Source organism: Acinetobacter sp. YH12106 (assembly GCF_013418995.1).
Classification (GTDB): domain Bacteria; phylum Pseudomonadota; class Gammaproteobacteria; order Pseudomonadales; family Moraxellaceae; genus Acinetobacter; species Acinetobacter pseudolwoffii.
Map to the genome: position 1 here is coordinate 251,821 of NZ_VPAV01000002.1, position 20,930 is coordinate 272,750.

The window sequence follows — 20,930 nt, forward strand, 5'->3', positions numbered from 1 at the left end:
AATATTTAAAATCCATCTAAAAATATGACTTAAATAAAAACTTGCAAGGAGTGCACATGACTCAGACCAATCTAGCCACCCCAACCAATGCGATGCCTAAAGGGCTGCTCAAAGGCTGGATCCTTATTGTTGTTGCAGCTATTGTGGCCTATAGCCTCTATCTTTATCTGCCCTATGACCAGAATGCCAATAAGGGTCTGGCTCTGCTGGCTTTTATCGGTATTCTCTGGCTGACTGAAGCGATTCATATCACCATTACCGCACTTTTAGTTCCAGTGATGGCGGTGTTACTCGCCATGCCAATGGCCTCTGACGGGGGACTGGTTCCCATCACCACACAAGCCGCTTTGGCCACTTTTGCCGATCCTGTCATTTTCCTGTTTTTTGGTGGTTTTGCGCTGGCAACGGCATTGCATATCCAGAAGCTGGACCGGAAAATTGCCATGTGGATTATCTCCATGTCTGGTGGGCATTTGGGTATTTCTGTACTGGCGATTTTTGTGGTGACGGCGCTGCTGTCCATGTGGATTTCCAATACGGCCACTGCTGCCATGATGCTGCCTTTGGCCTTAGGCTTGCTTTCACATCTGGATGTCAGCAAGGATCGTAAAACTTTTGTCTTTATCCTGCTCGGCATTGCCTATTCGGCCAGTATTGGCGGGCTGGGCACCATGGTCGGTTCCCCTCCGAATGCCATTGCCGCCAAGGCACTCGGCTATGATTTTGCCGACTGGATGAAAATCGGCTTGCCGATGATGTTCATTATTCTCCCCGCCATGCTAGTCAGTTTATATCTGGTACTACGTCCAAAACTAAATCACAAAGTACAATTTGTGACCGAAGATATTCCCTGGACCGGCACCCGTATAGCCACCATGATCCTCTTTCTCTGTACTGCAATTGCCTGGATTTTCAGTAAAAAATTCACCGAAATTTTTGGTATTTCTCAGCCGGATACCTGGATTGCAATTTCGGCTGCCTGTATGGTGGTAATTCTAGGTACCGCAAGCTGGAAACAGATTGCAGAAAATACCGACTGGGGGGTCTTGTACCTATTTGGTGGTGGTCTGACCTTGAGTGCCATTCTGAAGGATTCAGGCAGTTCGCTGGTACTGGGGCAAACTCTGGCCAATGCCTTTGGTGATGCCTCCCCGCTGATGATTATTTTTGTAGTCGCCACTTTTATTATCTTCCTGACTGAATTTACCAGTAATACCGCTTCGGCTGCCCTGCTGGTACCAGTATTTGCCGCAATTGCGGATCAGATGGGCATGCCCAAAGAAATTCTGGTGATTGTCATTGGTATTGGTGCCTCATGTGCCTTTATGCTGCCGGTAGCTACCCCGCCCAATGCGATTGTTTTTGGAACCGGTCATATCCAGCAAAGCGAAATGATGAAAGTCGGTTTTGTACTGAATATTATGTGTATCTTTATTATTTCACTGTTTATTTACTGGTTCTTCCTCTAAACCAAGTCCAATAAAAAAGCACGTTTTGGCGTGCTTTTTTATTGGCAAGTATCGCTGCTTTTTAAGCAAAATCCTTGCTCAAAGCAGATGCATTAAACTCAGATAATTTCTCTAAAATCATCTTATTCAGTTCTGCTTTTGATCTTAAGTTGATTGAGTTCCTGATTCAGTGCAGCAATGATATCGGCACGACTGATAATTCCCACCAGCTGTTGTTGACTGACCACCGGAATATAATTAAAAGAACGTTCAACAAAATAAGGCACCAGATCCTGAATCGGCTGGGTCGGCTGCACCGTGACGACTTTTAAGCTCATAATATGCCTGACCTGATCTTCCCAACTGCTGCGAATATCCGAAGCACGCTTAAACCATTCCACCACGTCATACATGGCCAAAGTGCCGACCAGTTTTTCTTCTGCATTGACCACGGGCAGGCTCATCAGGTTCATCTGTTTAAACTTGTCCAGCGCATGATGAATATTGTCATTTTCATGCAGCGTGACCACATCTTTGGTCATAATATCCTGACAAGTAAATTCATGCACCGCCCGCGCATTGGCAATATCCTGTGCTTCCAGAATAATCTTTTGCAGGTCATATTCACTGATATCCAGCAATTCTGTTTGCTGGTCTAGCACGTCCTGAATATCCTGCGGCTGAATGGTAACTTTCTGGGTCGGGGTTGGATCTTTAGAACGGGTATTCAGTTGCGCCTGCTGCGGATAGCTCTTGCCAATCATGCGGTTAAATACAATGGCGATGATCATCAGCAGCAGTGAATTTAAGAGCACCGGATAAAACACAAAGGCATAGCCCAGATCATGTACCGCATTTCCGCCCAAGACCGCAGTAATCGCGACCGCACCACTCGGGGGATGCAAGGAATCTGTGGTCATCATCAGCATAATCGACAGAGCGACGGCGACACTAAAAGCTTCAGTCGGATTGGCCATGAATAATGCGCAGGTTACGCCGACCACAGCCGCAATGGTATTCCCCACCATAATATTCCAGGGCTGTGCCAGAGGACTGGCCGGCACTGCAAACAGCAACACCGAAGACGCCCCCATCGGTGCAATATACCAGGCCTTAAAATCACCCAGAATCAATAAACTCAGCAATGAAGATACGGCCAAGCCGATCAGGGCACCGATGCCGCATAACAGACGGTCTTTGAGCGGAAGGACTTTGAAGTTTGGTTTTAAGGTATTGAGCCAGTCTAGATTTGAGTGAAACACAGTCTACCTGATTTACTTTTTATCGATTTTCCGCATTATAGAACCAAGCAGCGTTAAAGGTATATTTGTTTTATATCTTTTAATGTTGCAGGTATGCCTACTTTTTAGAAAAAAATGTCGGCATGATTGCTCATCATCAAAATGGTTTTGAATAGCTAAGGCTTTATGCTTCTGCATATTCCAACAACATCATGACTTACAATGAAGCTGATAAAACTGTTTAAAATCATGTTATTTTGCAGTAATTTCAGTAGGCTTTGATAGCGGATTTTCATCTGATTCAGAGCGAATAATCGGCTCGATTTTAATCAGCTCGACCTCACCATAGAAGGTCGAAAATGCCACATCTCCGGCATCGACGCCAGTGCCAATCCGAATTAAATTTTCTACAGGCGCCAAACGGGTCGGATCAAACAGTACCCACCCACCCTCTAAATAAGCTTCAAAAATGGCGTGAAAATCGGGTAAAAACTTTTCGATTTCGACATAACCGACCACCATGCGTGCTGGAATGCCTAAAGCACGACACAGCGCAATACCTAAATGAGCAAAGTCACGACAGACGCCCGCCCGATGGATGAGCACATCTGTTGCAGTACTAAACTGATCCGTGCTGCCAGAAACATAAAATATATTGTTATAAATCCATTGTTCAATCGCTTTGACCCGCGCATAACCCGGCGTCATCCAGCCAAAGGACCGATTGGCCATTTCTGCAAATAAATCCGAATTACAATAACGGCTGGCTAGCAAATAAGGCAGCACCGCATCAGGCAAATCCGGAATCAGCACTTCATTCAGATTATGCTGCGCATCTGCATTAATCACCGGATGACGTTCAACTGTCGCGTCATAGTGCACTTCAAAGACATCACAAGGTTGGACATGCAGACGTATATAACGATTTTGATGATTTAAATCCTGGAATTCACGCCATACGACAGGCATATTAAATGTCAGTTGTTGTTCAAGAATAGTTTGATCGGAATGATGTGCCGCCTGAATCAGAAAAACAAATTCTGTGGTCTGGACAACCTTATATTTTAAATGACATTGAATTTGATAAGTGGTCATGAATTTCCTTATTTTTAAGCATTATTATATTGTGTGAATATTAAACTAATTTTAGGATGCTAATCGTATAAGATCAGTTGAGCTTTATAATGCTCCGGTTAATCGGATGCCATATATCTGATTTATTCTTGATTTTTAAGTTAGCCTCAATCGGCCAGTAAAGCTGAAATCACGACAGATGCATAGATGACTCTTCTTGTTTAAAGGTATTCTGGATTTTTTCAAAAAAGGTTCCACACATTAACCCTTTGCCACTCCCCTGCAAAGTCCTTATAATTGAGCACAATTTTTCTCTAATTTTAAGTGGATGACCATGAGTCGCGCCATATCGCATATTGATACCTTCCAAGGCTTAATTCTTGCCTTACAAACTTACTGGGCGGAGCAAGGCTGTGTAATTTTGCAGCCTTACGACATGGAAATGGGCGCAGGAACATTCCATACAGCGACTTTCCTTCGTGCTTTAGGGCCTGAAACCTGGAACGCAGCCTACGTTCAGCCGTCACGTCGTCCGAAAGATGGCCGTTATGGCGAAAACCCGAACCGTCTGCAACATTATTACCAATTCCAGGTGGTACTGAAGCCAAACCCGGACAACATCCAACAGCTCTACCTTGACTCGCTTAAAGCGATTGGAATTGATCCACTGGTACACGACATTCGTTTTGTCGAAGACAACTGGGAATCGCCAACCCTCGGCGCTTGGGGTCTAGGCTGGGAAGTCTGGCTCAACGGTATGGAAGTGACTCAGTTTACTTATTTCCAGCAAGTGGGCGGTGTTGAATGCTACCCAGTGACAGGCGAAATCACCTACGGTCTTGAGCGTCTTGCCATGTACTTGCAAGGTGTAGACTCGGTTTACGATTTAGTTTGGACCAAAGGTCAGTTCGGTACTGTGACCTATGGCGATGTGTTCCATCAAAATGAAGTTGAGCAGTCAACTTATAACTTTGAATATGCAAACGTTGAAAAAATGTTTGAGTTGTTCGATTTCTACGAAGCTGAAGCAACACGTTTAATCGAAGCTGAACTGCCATTGCCTGCTTATGAGCAAGTGATTAAAGCCTCACACTGCTTTAACTTATTAGATGCACGTGGTGCGATTTCGGTGACTGAACGTCAACGTTATATTTTACGTGTGCGTACTTTGGCACGTGCCATTGCAAACAGCTATGTGGCAGCGCGTGCGAAATTGGGCTTCCCGATGGCTGAACCTGAGCTTCGTGATGAAGTGTTAGCGCAGTTAAAAGCACAAGTTGAAGCGGAAGCAAAAGTTGAATCTAAGGAGAGCAAATAATGTCTAAACATACCGTTTTGTTCGAATTAGGCTGTGAAGAACTTCCACCGAAAAGCTTAAAAAAATTACGTGATGCATTGCGAGCAGAAACCGTAAAAGGCTTAAAAGATGCTGGTCTTGTTTTTGATTCTATCGAAGCCTATGCAGCACCACGTCGTTTGGCATTAAAAATTAAAAATGTTGACGGCGCGCAAGCTGACACGCAAAAACGTTTCGACGGCCCTGCAAAGCAAGCAGCCTTTGATGCGGAAGGCAACCCGACTAAAGCGCTTGAAGGCTTTATGCGTGGTCAAGGCATCACGGTTGATCAAGTATCGACTTTCCAAGCCGGTAAAGTTGAAAAAGTGTGCTACTTGAAAGACGTGAAAGGTCAAAGCCTAGACGCTTTACTCCCGCAAATTTTACAAAATGCCTTGGACAACCTGCCAATTGCAAAACGCATGCGTTCTGCGGCGAGCCGTACTGAATTTGTACGTCCGGTAAAATGGGTGGTATTGCTGAAAGACAACGATATTGTTGATGCAACCATTCAGGATCACAAAGCAGCTAACGTGACTTATGGTCATCGTTTCCACGCACCTGAAGCGATTACTTTAACGCATGCTGACGAATACTTAGCAAAATTAAAAGCAGCGCACGTTGTAGCTTCTTTTGAAGAACGTCAAGCCATTATCGACCAACAAGTGAAAGCGTTGGCTGATGAAGTCAATGCCATTGCAATTGTACCAAGTGACCTTCGTGACGAAGTAACAGCATTGGTTGAATGGCCTGTTGCGCTTCGTGCCAGCTTCGAAGAACGCTTCCTTGCTGTTCCGCAAGAAGCATTGATCACCACCATGCAGGACAACCAAAAGTACTTCTGTTTAGTGAATGCTGACAATAAACTGCAACCGTACTTCATTACGGTGTCGAACATTGAGTCGAAAGACCCGACACAAATTATTGAAGGTAACGAGAAAGTCGTTCGTCCACGTTTGTCAGATGCTGAATTCTTCTTCTTGCAAGATCAAAAGCAACCGCTTGCATCGCGTAAAGAGAAATTGGCGAATATGGTCTTCCAAGCAGAATTGGGTACGCTTTGGAACAAGTCGGAACGTATTGCAAAATTGGCTGTTGCTTTAGCGCCAATTACAGGTGCAAATGCTGCCGATGCTGAAAAAGCAGCGCTTCTTGCAAAATGTGATTTAACCTCTGAACTTGTGGGTGAGTTCCCTGAACTTCAAGGGATCGCGGGGACTTACTACGCACGTCTTGAAGGCGAAAATGATGAAGTTGCTGAGTCTTTAGGCGAGCAGTATTTACCTAAATTCGCGGGTGACGTTTTACCGAAAACCAAAACAGGTACAACCATTGCCCTTGCGGATCGTTTAGATACTTTGACGGGTATTTTTGGTATTGGTCAAGCGCCTACAGGCTCTAAAGACCCGTTTGCACTGCGTCGTTCTGCGATTGGTATTTTACGTCTAGTCACTGAAAATGAACTTGATGTATCAATTGAAGATTTGATCAAACTTGCTTTAGCTGCTTATGGCGATGTATTGAAAGATCACGACAAGACTTTAAATGATGCTGTTGCATTCTTAGAAGGTCGTTACCGTGCCAAATACGAAGATCAAGGCGTTGCAGTTGATGTGATTCAAGCTGTTCAAGCCTTGTCGCCTAAATCACCGCTTGATTTTGACAAGCGTGTCAATGCGGTCAATCACTTCCGTGCCTTGCCTGAAGCTGCTGCCCTTGCTGCTGCCAACAAGCGTGTTGCCAATATTCTTGCAAAAGAAGCTGCACCTGAAGGTGAAATTGTTGAAGCAAACCTGGTTGAAGATGCTGAAAAAGCATTGTTCGCTGAACTTGCGAAAATCACACCTGTGGTTGAGCCGTTATTTGCTGCCAAAGACTACACTGCTGCACTTTCAGCTTTAGCTGCACTTCGTGCGCCAGTCGATGCGTTCTTTGACGGTGTAATGGTGATGGCTGATGATGCTGACTTGAAAGCAAACCGTTTACGTATGCTTGCTCAGCTGCGTGATTTGTTTACGAAAGTGGCTGATATTTCGGTATTACAGCACTAAGTCAGACATTTGAAATAAAAGTAAAACCCTGCTAGAAATAGTGGGGTTTTTTATTGAGTTTAAAATGAGTAAATTAGAACAGGGTGAAATAGCATTATTTAAATATAATAAATTAAGATTCTCCTTCGCTAATTTAAAAGCTGGAGATCAACAGATATTAACAAGTGATCCTTGGTCTCTAATTAATTCACACCTTCAACAAAAAATTTCAAGAAGTAGAGGTGATAATAAAATTTTCTTAGAGCGTTCTTTATATTTCTCATCTTTAGCTGAATCTTTTTATAAAGCCGCTAACAGTATTCTTTTACCAACTCGAGCAACATTACTTTATTATGGGATGCTGAACCTTGTAAAATGCTTTTTGTCCTATAATAAAATTGAATTAGAAACCGTACATGAGCATCATGGTTTAAATTTACCGCTTGGCACAGACAGTACTATTCAGGTAAAGCCAAAATCTAACGAAGGAGTAAATATATTTGCTACTTTTTCTGAAATTCTAGGTAAGAAAATCACTCATCCTTTTAATATTAATTTTCGCCAAGCCGTAACTAATATTCCCGAAATTCATAGTCTATGTCATGGCTTAGGACTTCTACCTAAAAGAAAATTACTACCTATTCAGATAGAAATCTTAACTAACCCTGAACATAATAAATTATTTACCGAAATTCTTATTGATAATGAACAAAAAACCAAAGTTGATATAAACAGATTTCTTAAAAATGAAAGATTAAATTACTTCAAAGAAGGCCTCCCTCGTGAAGGGAAAATAGTATACAGATCCAAGTCTCGAAAGCCTTATACTAGAGAAAATATGAATACGATTTATCAGAATATCCTAAAAGAATATTGTAAATTTGATATTGCACCTATTCTTACAAATACTGGATATCGTTATTACGTTGATTTAAAAACGGCCGAATTACCACACTTATCCTATACTTTATTATGTATGTTCTATCTTGGTACTGTTGCTCGATATAGACCTAGTGAAGCTAATGAACTATTGCAGGGTACATTAAGGCCAATTGTAAGTGAGTTTGTAAATCTCTCTCCTAATCAATTTTTGTATCAACTATGCTCAATATTATTAGAAAAAGAATGTGTTATGCCTTTTTCTTCTATTACACCTATGAATACAATTTAGCTTACCTTGTTGTAATGATGGGAAACTATATGCTTTTCTCTATAGATTCCCTATACTCAACCTAACAACACTCAACAAGAAAGAATCATATGAAATTTAAAGCTCTTATTTTGACGGGTCTTGCGAGTATCGCAGTTACAGCTTGTACATCTGCACCAAAAATCCCGCAGCTTGAAGTTGGCGTCTTACAGGAAGTACAAAACCTCGAAGTATCTCCAGAAACCACCAACAACAAGGCAAAACTGACCAAGTTCCTCGACAAATGCGTGATTGAATTTACCGGCGATCTTGGCAATAACCGTGTCGTTGAACAATGGTCATTTAAAGGCCTTACCCTGATGGATGCAGGTTCAGCAACTTTCCAGCGCGACGGCACCAGCACTGCACAAAAGTTTGATCTACATGCCGAAAATGTACAAAAAAACTTTATTTCACTCCGCCATCACTTTGCCAAAGATGCATTAACTCAATGTGACTAAGCATCCTGCCCTGTTTTTATTTAGAAAATGGGGCAATTCTTTATCTAAAATAAATAAAAACCGGTTTCATATCTCACCGCGCCGTCTTTCATTACAAAAAAGCTAAATTGTACTTCTTGGAAGCGCTCGCGAATCCATCAGTTCTTCATTGTTTTCGTGAAATTATCCGCTACACTCAAAATCAAACAAAAGATCGCTATTTGACTACTTCGAGGTCGATCACATTATGATGATGAAAAAAGCTATTATTCTCGGCACTGCATTTTTAATCTGCATTCCAACACTGGCACAAGCTGCAACCGAATCAGAAACACAAACCAGTAAGCCAATTGCTCCATATGGCACCAATCCAAATCTTTTGCATGTCTTTGCCTATAAAGCTCAGGAAGGCGTCATCAATACCGCAGAAAAAGTCGGTGAAGTGACTGAAAAAGGCATTGCTAAAGTAAAACCAGGTGTAGATCGTGCTTGGGGAAATACCAAAGCAGCGGCTTCAGAAACCGCGCAGAAAGTCGATCAGGGAGCTACGCAAGCAGCCCAACAAACCAATCAGAAAATCCAGCAAACCAAAGAAGTGTGGCGCGCTAACCCTCAACAAGCAGCACCGATTGTGCAACAGCCTTTGAGTGAATCCTCTGCGCCTCAGCAAACCACAACACCACAGATGCAACCTCAATCCGGTTCCGGCACTGCCACCAGCTATGCAGTGACTGATTTATAAGAAAAGCCCGTCATGGGCTTTTTATTTATCTTTCAGCAAAAAATACTCACTTCAAGAGAAGGGTTAAAAATCAATTCACCTGCCGTATCGGCTGGCCATTTTTAAAAGCTTCAATATTTTCGACCATCTGATTCACAATGCGCTGCCGTGCATCAACACTGCCCCAGGCATTATGCGGCGTCACAATCAGGTTTGGAATTGTAGCATCAAGCAGGACATTGCCTTCTTTCGGTGGCTCAACCGTTAAAACATCGGTCGCTGCACCGGCAATCTGACCCTCACGCAGCGCCTGCGCCAAGGCTGCTTCATCGACAATTCCGCCACGCGCACAGTTAATTAAAAATGCGCTTGGCTTCATGGCTTCGAGTTCAGCATGACTGATCAAATGTCGGGTGTCTTCAGTGAGTGGACAATGCAAACTGAGAAAATCAACTTGAGCAAGCAACTCGGCAAATGCTACACGGGATGCATCTGCTGGACGGTTTGGCAGCGCCGCAATCAGAACTTTCATGCCAAAAGCTTCAGCCAGTTTCGCCACCGCATGGCCCAGTTCACCATAACCGACAATGCCCAGTGTTTTTCCGGCCAGCTCGACAATTGGCGCATCCAGCAAACAGAATTGTGAAGATTTTTGCCACTGGCCTTGTTGTAGCGCATGTTGATAAGACAGAAATGAAGTGGCCAGATTGAGCATTAACATTAAAGTATGTTGTGCAACCGCAGACGTTCCATAGGCCTGACAGTTACAGACCACAATGCCACGTGCTTTGGCTGCTGCCAGATCGACATTATTGCTGCCGGTCGCAGAAATCAGGATCAGTTTCAGTTCAGGACATTGCTGAATGGTCGCAGCATCAATCAGTACTTTATTGCTAATAATGACCTCAACCTCGGCCACACGGGAAGCAATCTCGGCCGCCGAAGTCGTTGGATACAACACAAGCGGATCAAAGGCTGCATGCAGTGCCTGAAAGTCCAAATCCTGTTGGTCTAGAGAAGCATAGTCTAAATAAACGGCTTTCATGGCTGTTCCCTCAATCCTGTTGAACCATTGATCTTTATCATTTAAAACAAGTCATTGAGGCTTTTCAAGCAGTTTCCGCTCTGCCAATCTTAATCTAGCGGTTTATCGAGATGATTGCGCAATGAACGCCGGATTTTATAGATCACATACACCGCCAGAATGATCATGAAAATAATCGATGCACTCATCATAATCACGGCTGGATGTACACTTTCTGCATGTGCCAGATTGGGCAGCGCTAAACCGACCATGAAACAGACTTGTATCATCTGGGCAGATTGCATCATATAGAGACCCCCTGGTTCGTTTCAACTATCGGGAGCAGTACGGGTGGATATTATTTGTACCGCCTATCTCTATATTATGCCTAGCCAATCACATGTCAAGTAATTGTTTTTTATTAAAAAATAAAGCTAGTTTATCTCATTGTGCGTCACAAACTGCGTATTTTTGTCACTTTCATCGATAAAGGCCGCAGCGCCATACTCATTGGTACTTAAATTCAAGTGCTTATAGCTGAACATATAATAATCGCTATAACGTTTCATGAGAATCGGGTGCATGCCCAGACTGAGTTCATCCTGCTCCTTGATCAGTTTCATGACATGCCGGTCATTCATCACCACCAGATAACGCTCATCATTCAAGCTGATGCTCAATAGGCCATTGCCTTTGGCATAAATCGGAATCAGGAATTTATGGTTCAGGGCAATCGCGCCTTCTGCATAACTTTCGATTTTATGACTGATGACATTAAATACCAGACCATGTCCATATTGATCCAGAAGCAACTGACGATTTTCCTGCGGCAAATTGACATGAATGCCGAGCTTGAGCAGGTCATGCTGATCGACCTGTTTATTTTGCAATAATTCTCTTAAGATCACCTGTTTCTGGCTGGCATCAAAAAACTGATTATCCAGTTGCAGATCATTATTTTTCAGGATACGCCCCAAGGCCATACGATGGCGTGGCAAAACATTTTCAATGACTTTGCGATAATAGAACTTGCTGTTTTTCTTGACCCGACGCATTTTCTGGTAAAAATAACTCGGTTCGTAATCATGTACCAAAAAGTCATACAGCAATTCGGAACTGGCCAGAACGGCAATGGCATCATGTCCGGTAAATGGCAAATGCAGCACATGATGCTGCGGAATCAGGGCCTGTAATTTCAGATAATGCGCACGGTCTTCGGCACAATACGGATCATAAACAATAATATATTCGCACGTGCTATCGATATCTTCGGCTTCAACCCGCATTCCTGCATTCAGCTCTGGTTGATAGAACATATTGTAGCGGGCATCGTGTACATCATCCGGATTGATCGAATATTGCGGCACCATCGCCACCACGCGCTGCACGCCTAAGGCGCGGGAATACTTGATCGCGGCATAGCCACCCATCGAGCCGCCATAGGCAACCCGCTGCTGAAACGGCGCAATCAGTTCAGCCACTGCCTCTAACATGTTCCACATGGAACCTTGCGGGAACCAGGATTTGTGCTTGGGCATAATACCCAGAACATTGAATTCAAATTTCTGTAGCGACTTTTCTGCATTGATGTTGAGGCCCTTGGCACGGGTAATCAAATCGCCAAATGAAAAAATCAATTCTGAAGATGACCCCGGCATAAAAATCGCGCGTATATGCTCATCTTCAAAAACAATCTGCTTGTCCATAACTTTCCCGTGCTGGTAAATCGAATCCTTCCACAACAATTCAATCAATGAATGCTGTCAAAAAAGTGAATATGCTATTTTATATCGATCAAAAAGATTAAAAAGCGCAAAATATGACACAATCATTACATCCGGCAGCAAAACGGGGTTTTAGTGCATCTGCCGAGCTGTATCAGCAAGTGCGTCCCGATTATCCGGCAGAGATCAGTCAGTGGCTGGCCGATACTTTGACTTTGCCTGTCGATGCGCGTCTTTTGGATTTGGGCAGTGGGACCGGCAAGTTTATGCCTTATTTACGCCCGCTCAGTAAAAACATCATCGCTGTCGATCCGGTTGCGGAAATGCTGGCACAATTAAAACTGGCCCATCCGGACATTGAGGCTGTTGAAGGCCTGAGCCATCAACTCCCCTTGCCTGATCATAGCCTGAATGCGGTATTTTGTGCACAGTCATTTCACTGGTTTGCGAATGCAGAGACCTTACAGGAACTCAACCGAGTCCTAAAACCCGATGCTTATCTGGTTCTGGTCTGGAATCAGCGGGATACCCGGGTAGCCTGGGTTCAGGCACTGGCAGAGTGTATCGCCCCATTAGAAGGTGATACCCCGCGTTATCATAGCGGAGCGTGGCGCAAGGTATTTGAACAACAAACCCTGTTTCAGCCGTATGCAGAAATCAGCATGACTCGGCAACAACAGGGCAGTGTGGAGCAGGTGGTATCAAAACGGCTACTCTCGACCAGCTTTATTGCAGCCATGCCAGCATCCCGGCAAGCACAGCTCAAACAACAGTTTGAACAGATTATCTGGGACTATACAGCCAAAGGTATAGAGGAAATGATTGATTTTCCTTATATTACTCATATATACGTATTTAAAAAAACTAATTAAAAACAGGAGTCAATCATGCATAAAATATCAGGAATGACACGCACTGCCCTGTTTGCAGCAGTCATGCTGCTCATGGCATGTGACCAGAAAACATCGGAAAGTACCGAACCGGCTGCAGACAGCACGGCTTCAGATCAGGTGATGCAGGAACTGAAAACCGAGCCGCTGAAAGACTTTCCCAAAACCACTGAGGATCCACATGATATTGCAGTACTGACCGATTATGAGCAACGTTTTCAGGAAATGAGTGCGGAGCTGGAAAAAGAATTAAACAGCATGCGTGATGAAGATAGCTTGAGTCCGGAGTTTATTCAGCAACGCCAGCGCGATCATGTACAGTCAGCCCTGAATATGCTGAAGGATTTAGAACTGAAAACCGAACAGGGCCGTTATATTCAGGGCATGATGTATCAATATTGGCAACATCAGGACAAATTGGTAAATAGTCCTGAGACTCAAACCAAAACAGTGAATGAGGCCAGTGAAAGTGTCAAAGGTTTAGGGAAATATCTGCATGCGCAAGAGCAACTAGAACGCTGGCGTTCGCAATATCCGGATCTGAATGCCAACACAGCACCTGCCCGCCCAGCCAGTTAATTCCATGGAGCTCATTGCTTGCACCCAGCTTGACTAAAATACACAGCGAATATCTAAGCTCAATGGGTGCATACAGGCACCTTGAATAAGCATGATACTGTCCAGGCTTGGTCTGCATTTCAGAATAAGGGCTTTTTCTCCCTCAGCATAAAATGACTTAGCTGGCCTTTAGGAACTGATGCACCCCTTGACCTGCCGCCCGGCCTGTAGCAAAACAGGCTGTCAGCAGATAACCTCCAGTCGGTGCATCCCAGTCCAGCATTTCCCCACAAAGAAATACATACGGATTGGATTTAAGTTGCAGCTGTTCCGACAGCACTTCACGCTTGACGCCACCTGCACAGCTAATCGCTTCTTCAATCGGACGAAAGCCTGTAAGTGGAATGGTCAAATGTTTTATCTGCTTGGCTAATTCAGCAGCATCTTGCCACCAAGTCTTGGCCACCAGTTCACGCACTAAAGCCGCTTTGGCACCATCCAATCCGGCTTTACGCCAAACATTGCTTAAAGACTGCTTCTTAGTCGGCTGTAATTTTTTCGCCAATTGCCCCACACTTTTGTCAGGAAATAAATCCAGACTCAGTTGCACTTGCTGACCTTGTTTTAGCTGTTCGCGTAAACCTCTTCCCTGCTTATAAATCAAACCACTTTCAAGCCCATAATGACTGATCACAATGTCACCCGTGGTTTTTTCACCTTGCCCGACCCAGGCTTCTACACGCTTTAAAGGCTGACCAAAGATAGGTTGCATAAATGTGGACCACGGATATTCCACCCCGGCATTACTGGCCTGAAAAACTTCAATTTCATCGGGTTTTAACCAGGCTTGCCATGCGCCGTCACTGCCCAGTTCTGACCAGGATATTGCGCCACAGGCCAAAATAATCGCATCAAATTTTTCAGTGCGAAGTTCATTATTTTTTAGATCGTGCAGCTCAAGCTGTTGTTGATGCAGGCGGCTGACTTTATGCCGGTAATGAAACTGGATGCCATGACTGGCCAAGCGCTTGAGCCAGGCACGCAGCAAGGGAGCAGCTTTCATCTCTGTGGGAAATACCCGACCGGATGAACCAATATAAGGCTCAATGCCTAGTTCCTGCATCCAGTTTTGAATCCAGACAGCATCCCACTGTTTGACCCATGGCGACAACCAGTCCACCTGATCATAACGCTGCACAAATTGCTCAACCGGTTCCGCATGAGAGATATTCAGGCCGGTTTTGCCTGCCATCAAAAATTTACGTGCAGCAGACGGTTTTTGCTCATAGACGTGCAGCTCATAATCAAACTGACTAAGGACTTCTGCGGCCATTAACCCGGCAGGGCCAGCGCCAACAATGGCAATACGTTTGCTCATCTGATTATTCCGCGACGCTAGCATTCTGCCCTTGCAAAGGCTGGAAATCATCAAACCGTGTCACATAAGCTTCAGGTTTAGTAATAATAAGTTGCTGACACAATTCCCCACGTTCCAGATATTTAATTTCAAAATGGGTGCGTGCTGAATCCTGGGCAATGACTTCTTTAATAAAAGGTAATTTCCACAGTTGTTCTGCCTGCTGTTCTGCTTCTTCGATATAGGCAGGAATATTACTGGCCAGTGTAATGGTTCCACCCGTCTTTAAACGGGAAAGTAAAAACTCAAAAAATGGCATATTGACCCAGCGCTGCGCCGGATTATGCGGTTCCGGATTTGGATACAAAATAAAGAATTGTTCTACCTGCTCTGGATACAATGCATGCACGATCCACGGCAAAGCATCGGCATGAACGGTCTGTAAATTGGCCTGACCTTCAATCCCGTGCTGTTTTTGCATGGCCAGGAATTTTTCGCGGGTACGTTCAATCGCAATCAGTTGAGTATCGGGGTGGGTCTTGGTAAATAACAAAGCATGTTTGCCTTTACCCGCCCCGACTTCGATGCAGACCGCTTCAGGACTGATGCTTTGAAAATCACGGGGTGCATGCATACGCTGTGCTTGAAATTGACGAATCGGCATAATCAGATCAAACTAATAAAAACCGCATAAGTCTACCAAGTGCGGCTATATTTGCCTAATCGAAGCTTTATTTTTCTTTGGAGTTGATCTCATGCCCACTACTTTAAACTGTCCGCGCTGTGGCAAACTGACGACCTGGGAAGAGAATGATTTCCGTCCTTTCTGTTCAGAACGCTGCAAGATGATTGACCTGGGCGCATGGGCCAATGAAGAATATAGCTTGCCCACTCAAGATGCACCGCAGGCGGACACTTTTGAGGATTAGAAGTTCTGTACAGTAAAAAAACATTTCTGAACTGAAGACTATGTAGAAAATTAGCCAAAAATCACATAAAGTTTATAAAATCACCCTGAAAAGCCAACACGAATTAACACCATTCATCGTGCCTTAGCATTATTGTTCTACTTTAAATCTTCACATTATTTTTAGAGCAATAATATGAGCTATATTATTTTAAAAGTCATATTAGTTGGGGTGGGTCTACTGGCACTTCTCTCTCTGGGAGTCGGTATTTTCCAACAAGATAGCTTGTTTATTGTACTGGGTGTGCTTTTTGCTTTTATGGCATGGCTAATTCACATGCAAACTCGTCAATTTAGCAGTGATCCATTTTCAAAATAAAAGACCAAGGATACTTGGTCTTTGATTCACGTCGATATTTAACCCGCTTTGCCTGCAATAAAGGGATTATGCTGCTTTTCAAAACCAATGGTGCTGATCGGTCCATGTCCTGAAATAAACTGGGTTTCATCCGGCAGGCTAAAACATTCACGCTGAATTGAATCCAAGAGCTGCTGATGATCGCCACGCGGGAAATCCGTACGGCCAATCGAGCCTTTAAACAGCACATCGCCCGTCCATAACAGGGCATGATTGCTATTATAAAACATCACATGGCCCGGGGTATGCCCTGGCGCGAAACGCACTTCAAATTCTTCATTACCGAGCTTCAGTATTTCCCCCCCTTCCAACCATTGTGTCACTTCAACTTTTTCTGGAATAGGAAAACCATAACGCGCTGAAACCTCCTGAATCATGTCCAGCCAGAAAGCATCTTCCTTATGTGGCCCAATTACTGGTACATTCCAGGCTTTTTTCAAGGCGCCTACTGCACCTGCATGATCCAGATGTCCATGGGTCAGCCACAAAGCTTTTACGGTTAAGCCCAGAGCTTCGACCTCAGTTTTGAGTTTTTCAGCTTCGCCCCCTGCATCAATCAAAATGGCTTCTTTCGTGTCCGTATCCCAAATGATCGAACAGTTTTGCTGAAAGGCAGTAACCGGAACAATTTTGACTTGTAACATAGGGCAAAAAACCTCGGAAAAATTAATGAGCAAGCGTTTGTGTCAATGCATCCAGATTAGCCTGTAGCAAACTGTTCAGCAATCGCAAATGATCTTCACGGCTATTTAAAGCAGGAATATAACGATAACTGCCTCCCCCCAGAGATTTAAAAGTTTCGGCATTTTCTATGGCCAGCTCTTCAAGCGTTTCCAGACAGTCAGCCGAGAATGCCGGGCTCATCACCTGCACGGATTTCACCCCCTGTTTGGCCCAGTCTTCCAGCAAAACATCGGTATAGGGCTTAATCCATTCCTGTTTGCCAAAGCGTGACTGAAAGCTAATCGCATATTGCTCTGCACTCAGCCCTAACGCCTGTGCAACCAGTTGTCCGGTAATACGACAACGATCGGCATAAGGATCGCCTTTGTCGGCATAAGGCTGCGGAATACCATGAAAAGACATTAACAGTTTTTCCGGCTGACCATGCACTGCCTGATAGTCACGCACGCTTTGCGCCAGAGCCTGAATAAATAAAGGATGTTGATAATAATCACGAATGATGCTCAAACCAGGCAAATTGCGTTGCTTCACTACCCATTTTGCTAGGGCATCATAGAGAGGTGCAGTCGAAGTAGCAGAATATTGGGGAAATAGTGGAAATAAAATCACATGGTCCTGCGGCTGTTCAGACACTCGGGCCAAAACCTGCTGAATATTCGGATTGCCATAAGTCATTGCTGGCACCACATTCAACTCAAACTGCGGATAGAGCTGGGTCAAATGGGTTTTGACTGTATTGACCTGCTGCAACAGGATTTCACGCATCGGTGAATCCTCTCCCCAGACCTGTGCATAGGCCTGTGAAACCCGCTTAGGCCGAAATGGCAAAATGAATAAACGCAGGATTATTTGCCAAATGGGTTTCGGAATTTCAATCACCCGCTGATCAGACAAAAACTGCTTCAGGAAACGGCGTACTGCTGGAATCGTGGGCGCATCTGGCGTACCCAAGTTGGCCAATATAATCGTCACTTTAGCTTTAGCAGGAGAAGACATTCAGTTTATCCGTCATGGTATCAACCCCTGTACTTTAACAGTTTTTGATTGATTCTCTATATGGATTAATACACTGACTTAGATTGAAAAGTACGATCTAAATCCAGCAAACTGCTGTCCAGTAATTTTTGAGCTTTCGGCGTAATCTGCCAGAGCATGCGCTGGCGGTCATCCCGACCTGATGGCACAATCCAGTCATTCTGGCGCATCTGAATTTTCAAGCTATGCAAGGCACGAATATTCATCTGGGCACGAGCCACGGCATGTGCACGTGGCATTTCTGCCCGTGCATCTTCCAGACCGTTTTCATTTAAATATTCATTCATCCGCTTGGAGAAAAACTCTTCCGGTGTCGGATTGACAAAGGTAGAGCCCAGCAGGGCCAATAATTGCGCCCAAGTCAGCTTCTTCTGAACTTTAATTTCCTTAAAGTTTCCATCCTGATAAGCCTGCATCCGGTATTCAAAAGAAAAAACTTCATGCATGGATACTTTAGGCAGGCTCAGGAACGGATCTATTTCCGCCGTTCCACCATCACGCTCCAGTTGGCTCACTTTAGCCTTAAGCTGATCAATCTCGTCATGCAGCGCCTGGGTATTTTGCGGACGCACCCATCCGGTCACCGGATAACGCTCCAGCATTTGCGGCATATTAAAACGTACTGCCATTTCCAGATCGCGCAAGCTGCGATAAGTAAAGACCTGGTCTACTTCCTGCTGCAGTAATTGACGAAATTCCTTAAACTTTTCCCGTAATTCCGGCTTGGTATCATGTAATGAGCTTTCACGTGATGCCGGATCATCATGCATAAACACAATAATCGGTTTTTGCTTGGTCACTGCATAGATGTATTCGAGGTGCATATAACCGACACCCGAGACAGACTGTTCCCCATACTGACTGCCTAGCAAAATCACTACATAGTCACAATCATCAATCTGGCGGCGTGAAAAAGCAGTATTCAGCGGCGTACGCTGTTCCAGTCCCCAAGAGAAGAACCCCATACCCACTAATGTTTGAGACAAAATGATACGTTCCGGCTGCATTTCTGCCCCAGAGGTTGAGATGAACACTTGGTATCGTTTATCCAGCATGGGCTATCCTCTTCTCCTGTACATTTGCATAAAAAATGCATGAATTCATGCATTTTGACACAATATGACCACCCCAAAATGAAAAAATATCGTTCTTTTAAAATTATAAAAATGAGTTTTAAACTGCACTCATATTACTGATCTGCCATTTTAAACCGGCAGGAATCAGGTGCTGCAAAACCGGCCGGAGCTGTTCAGCATTCTGCCCACTCACCACCAATTCAATTTTCATGCTTTCTTTACACTCATGCTCAAATAATAACTCATTTTTAATTAAAATTCGGGCCGTTTGTCTCGCAACTGCGAATCCTGAGTCAATTAATGTCAGCTTTTGACCAAAAATATACTGAATTGACGCTTTTAGGAAGGGGTAATGCGTACATCCCAGCACTAAATAATCAGCGCCTTGATCCACAACCGGTTGTAAAATCTCTATTAATGTCTGTAAACAGGCTTCACTCATCTGCTCTCCAGCCTCAACAAAAGGTACCAGTTCCAGACTGGTCACAGGCAGGACTTTAACCTGAGCCGGTTCGGCAAAACGGGAGATCACATCTTTAATCAGCTGCCCGCGAAAAGTGGCCGGTGTTGCCAAGACCGCAACTGTTTTCGACCGGGTATTCAAGACTGCAGGTTTAAGTGCTGGCACCAAACCGATAATTGGAAAGTTCTCGCCATAATAGTCACGCAAATAATCCAGACTAAAGGCAGAAGCCGTATTACAAGCCACGACTGCCACTTTACAGCCCTGACGATACAGCCATTCAATCGCCTGAGCAGTCAGGCTACGGATTTCCTGATCATCTCTCGGGCCATAAGGCACATGTGCAGTATCGGCATAATAGACAAAGCGTTCATTCGGCAGATGGCGGGCAATTTCCAGAGCCACCGATAAGCCGCCTACGCCCGAGTCAAAAATACCAATCGGCGCATCTGCTGTTGCGTTGGGCATCGGGTCTAATAGCGGGGAAATGGGTTGAATGGCGCTCATAACGGTCTGAATTGCGGTGTCAAAAACTCTAGCGACCAAGCTTAAACCTCAGGTGCTCAAATGCAAGTCTAAATCGCCACTTTTCAAACTTAAAACGGCTTCACCTGCCGGATTTTCATCAAGCTCTCCCATCTCGACCAGATGCAAAAATGCGGCACGCTGGATCAGGGCATTGATTCCAAAACGTACATGCACATAAGGTCGCAACTCATCTTTATATTCACGCATAAAGATCGGATGTTCAGCATCCACAATAATCAGGTCTTGGGTTGTGGTGCCCAGTTGCAAATAGCTCAGTCCATTAATCTCGACCTGATCGACCTGATTGACCAATAAAGGTTCATCTTCCACTTCAATTTCAATCATTTCTACCGGTGTTTTTAGGTAGAATTTTCCCTGCTCTTTCCAAAGGACGGTTGCAAACAGGTCAATCATGGCTTGGCGTTTGATCAATTGACCTTCGTGCCACCATTCTCCATTGGCCAAAACCTTCAGATCCATTGTGCCACAATGCTTTGGCTGCCATTGCTCCAAAGGGGGAATTGACCTTTTGTGACCGCCCTGTGCATCTTTTAAGTATTGCGCGATATCCATTAAATTTTTATCATCAGGAGAAGTTACTTTTTTCGTCAGATGTTTGCTGGGTACTGGCTTATCCATAAAAGAAGACCTTAATGACGGAAAAATAATATGTTTCAGCCAATTGGCTAAAACTCGGTTTAAAACTATACTAGCCCAGATTATCAAAGACACCAGTATTTTTGTGTCTAGGAACCAAGAACACTTATGGCAGCACCCAATCATCCGA

Annotated in this window: 22 protein-coding genes; 10 read left to right on the forward strand and 12 right to left on the reverse strand. The window is 44.3% G+C overall.

Features of this window, described 5'->3' with window-relative positions; all coding sequences use genetic code 11:
- Nucleotides 1-56 precede the first annotated feature (56 nt).
- The gene (locus tag FTU45_RS03570; RefSeq protein ID WP_005172903.1) at nt 57-1,469 is read left to right on the forward strand and encodes a DASS family sodium-coupled anion symporter; all 1,413 of its coding nucleotides are present in this window, start codon (nt 57-59) and stop codon (nt 1,467-1,469) included.
- A 122-nt stretch (nt 1,470-1,591) separates the two neighbouring features.
- On the opposite strand, the gene FTU45_RS03575 is transcribed toward FTU45_RS03570, so the two are convergent.
- Entirely contained in the window at nt 1,592-2,710 is a 1,119-nt protein-coding gene (locus tag FTU45_RS03575; protein ID WP_180075940.1) for an HPP family protein, read from the reverse strand.
- A 231-nt stretch (nt 2,711-2,941) separates the two neighbouring features.
- Nucleotides 2,942-3,784, reverse strand: a complete 843-nt coding sequence (locus FTU45_RS03580; RefSeq protein WP_180075941.1) for a transglutaminase family protein — start codon at nt 3,782-3,784, stop codon at nt 2,942-2,944.
- Between the two features lie 313 nt (nt 3,785-4,097).
- Here FTU45_RS03580 and glyQ point away from each other — a divergent pair, with 313 nt between their 5' ends.
- From glyQ to FTU45_RS03605, 5 genes are all read left to right on the forward strand, one after another.
- On the forward strand, nt 4,098-5,081 hold the full coding sequence (gene glyQ / locus FTU45_RS03585; protein WP_005095400.1) for a glycine--tRNA ligase subunit alpha: 984 nt from the start codon (nt 4,098-4,100) through the stop codon (nt 5,079-5,081).
- Nucleotides 5,081-7,150, forward strand: coding sequence for a glycine--tRNA ligase subunit beta (gene glyS / locus FTU45_RS03590; RefSeq protein ID WP_180075942.1), 2,070 nt, complete (start codon nt 5,081-5,083; stop codon nt 7,148-7,150). The genes glyQ and glyS overlap by 1 nt, the downstream gene beginning before the upstream one ends.
- 64 nt (nt 7,151-7,214) lie before the next feature.
- Nucleotides 7,215-8,300 (forward strand): YaaC family protein, encoded by a 1,086-nt coding sequence (locus FTU45_RS03595; protein WP_180075943.1) that lies wholly within the window; start codon nt 7,215-7,217, stop codon nt 8,298-8,300.
- An 89-nt stretch (nt 8,301-8,389) separates the two neighbouring features.
- Complete coding sequence (locus FTU45_RS03600; protein ID WP_100329299.1) at nt 8,390-8,779, forward strand: hypothetical protein; 390 nt, start codon at nt 8,390-8,392, stop codon at nt 8,777-8,779.
- A 226-nt stretch (nt 8,780-9,005) separates the two neighbouring features.
- Complete coding sequence (locus tag FTU45_RS03605; protein ID WP_180075944.1) at nt 9,006-9,500, forward strand: hypothetical protein; 495 nt, start codon at nt 9,006-9,008, stop codon at nt 9,498-9,500.
- Between the two features lie 70 nt (nt 9,501-9,570).
- Here the strand turns inward: FTU45_RS03605 and FTU45_RS03610 are convergent, their stop codons facing one another.
- The 3 genes from FTU45_RS03610 to FTU45_RS03620 form a co-directional block, all read right to left on the reverse strand.
- Nucleotides 9,571-10,524, reverse strand: coding sequence for a 2-hydroxyacid dehydrogenase (locus tag FTU45_RS03610; protein ID WP_100329301.1), 954 nt, complete (start codon nt 10,522-10,524; stop codon nt 9,571-9,573).
- 89 nt (nt 10,525-10,613) lie between these two features.
- Nucleotides 10,614-10,811: a hypothetical protein gene (locus FTU45_RS03615; protein WP_005172920.1), complete on the reverse strand. Its 198-nt coding sequence runs from the start codon at nt 10,809-10,811 to the stop codon at nt 10,614-10,616.
- 126 nt (nt 10,812-10,937) lie between these two features.
- On the reverse strand, nt 10,938-12,209 hold the full coding sequence (locus FTU45_RS03620; protein ID WP_100534668.1) for a hypothetical protein: 1,272 nt from the start codon (nt 12,207-12,209) through the stop codon (nt 10,938-10,940).
- 113 nt (nt 12,210-12,322) lie between these two features.
- On the opposite strand from FTU45_RS03620, the gene FTU45_RS03625 reads away from it, so the two are divergent.
- Complete coding sequence (locus tag FTU45_RS03625) at nt 12,323-13,099, forward strand: class I SAM-dependent methyltransferase (protein WP_180075945.1); 777 nt, start codon at nt 12,323-12,325, stop codon at nt 13,097-13,099.
- A gap of 15 nt (nt 13,100-13,114) precedes the next feature.
- Nucleotides 13,115-13,696, forward strand: coding sequence for a hypothetical protein (locus FTU45_RS03630; protein ID WP_005095379.1), 582 nt, complete (start codon nt 13,115-13,117; stop codon nt 13,694-13,696).
- 157 nt (nt 13,697-13,853) lie between these two features.
- Here FTU45_RS03630 and FTU45_RS03635 read toward each other — a convergent pair whose 3' ends face one another.
- Both FTU45_RS03635 and FTU45_RS03640 read right to left on the reverse strand, forming a co-directional pair.
- Nucleotides 13,854-15,053, reverse strand: a complete 1,200-nt coding sequence (locus FTU45_RS03635; RefSeq protein ID WP_005095377.1) for a TIGR03862 family flavoprotein — start codon at nt 15,051-15,053, stop codon at nt 13,854-13,856.
- A 4-nt stretch (nt 15,054-15,057) separates the two neighbouring features.
- Nucleotides 15,058-15,702: an SAM-dependent methyltransferase gene (locus FTU45_RS03640; protein ID WP_171255765.1), complete on the reverse strand. Its 645-nt coding sequence runs from the start codon at nt 15,700-15,702 to the stop codon at nt 15,058-15,060.
- 85 nt (nt 15,703-15,787) lie between these two features.
- Here FTU45_RS03640 and FTU45_RS03645 point away from each other — a divergent pair, with 85 nt between their 5' ends.
- The gene (locus FTU45_RS03645) at nt 15,788-15,961 is read left to right on the forward strand and encodes a DNA gyrase inhibitor YacG (protein ID WP_180075946.1); all 174 of its coding nucleotides are present in this window, start codon (nt 15,788-15,790) and stop codon (nt 15,959-15,961) included.
- Between the two features lie 174 nt (nt 15,962-16,135).
- Nucleotides 16,136-16,318 carry a hypothetical protein gene (locus tag FTU45_RS03650; RefSeq protein WP_005095373.1) on the forward strand — a complete coding sequence of 61 codons (183 nt, stop codon included), beginning with the start codon at nt 16,136-16,138 and terminating at the stop codon, nt 16,316-16,318.
- A 38-nt stretch (nt 16,319-16,356) separates the two neighbouring features.
- On the opposite strand, the gene FTU45_RS03655 is transcribed toward FTU45_RS03650, so the two are convergent.
- The 5 genes from FTU45_RS03655 to FTU45_RS03675 form a co-directional block, all read right to left on the reverse strand.
- On the reverse strand, nt 16,357-17,001 hold the full coding sequence (locus FTU45_RS03655) for an MBL fold metallo-hydrolase (protein ID WP_180075947.1): 645 nt from the start codon (nt 16,999-17,001) through the stop codon (nt 16,357-16,359).
- 22 nt (nt 17,002-17,023) lie between these two features.
- The gene (gene hemH / locus FTU45_RS03660; protein WP_005172935.1) at nt 17,024-18,037 is read right to left on the reverse strand and encodes a ferrochelatase; all 1,014 of its coding nucleotides are present in this window, start codon (nt 18,035-18,037) and stop codon (nt 17,024-17,026) included.
- Between the two features lie 65 nt (nt 18,038-18,102).
- Nucleotides 18,103-19,131 (reverse strand): DUF4062 domain-containing protein, encoded by a 1,029-nt coding sequence (locus FTU45_RS03665; protein ID WP_005095369.1) that lies wholly within the window; start codon nt 19,129-19,131, stop codon nt 18,103-18,105.
- Between the two features lie 118 nt (nt 19,132-19,249).
- Nucleotides 19,250-20,122, reverse strand: a complete 873-nt coding sequence (gene murI / locus FTU45_RS03670; protein ID WP_034608802.1) for a glutamate racemase — start codon at nt 20,120-20,122, stop codon at nt 19,250-19,252.
- A 48-nt stretch (nt 20,123-20,170) separates the two neighbouring features.
- Nucleotides 20,171-20,782, reverse strand: a complete 612-nt coding sequence (locus tag FTU45_RS03675) for a DUF1285 domain-containing protein (RefSeq protein ID WP_005095365.1) — start codon at nt 20,780-20,782, stop codon at nt 20,171-20,173.
- Nucleotides 20,783-20,930: the final 148 nt, after the last annotated feature.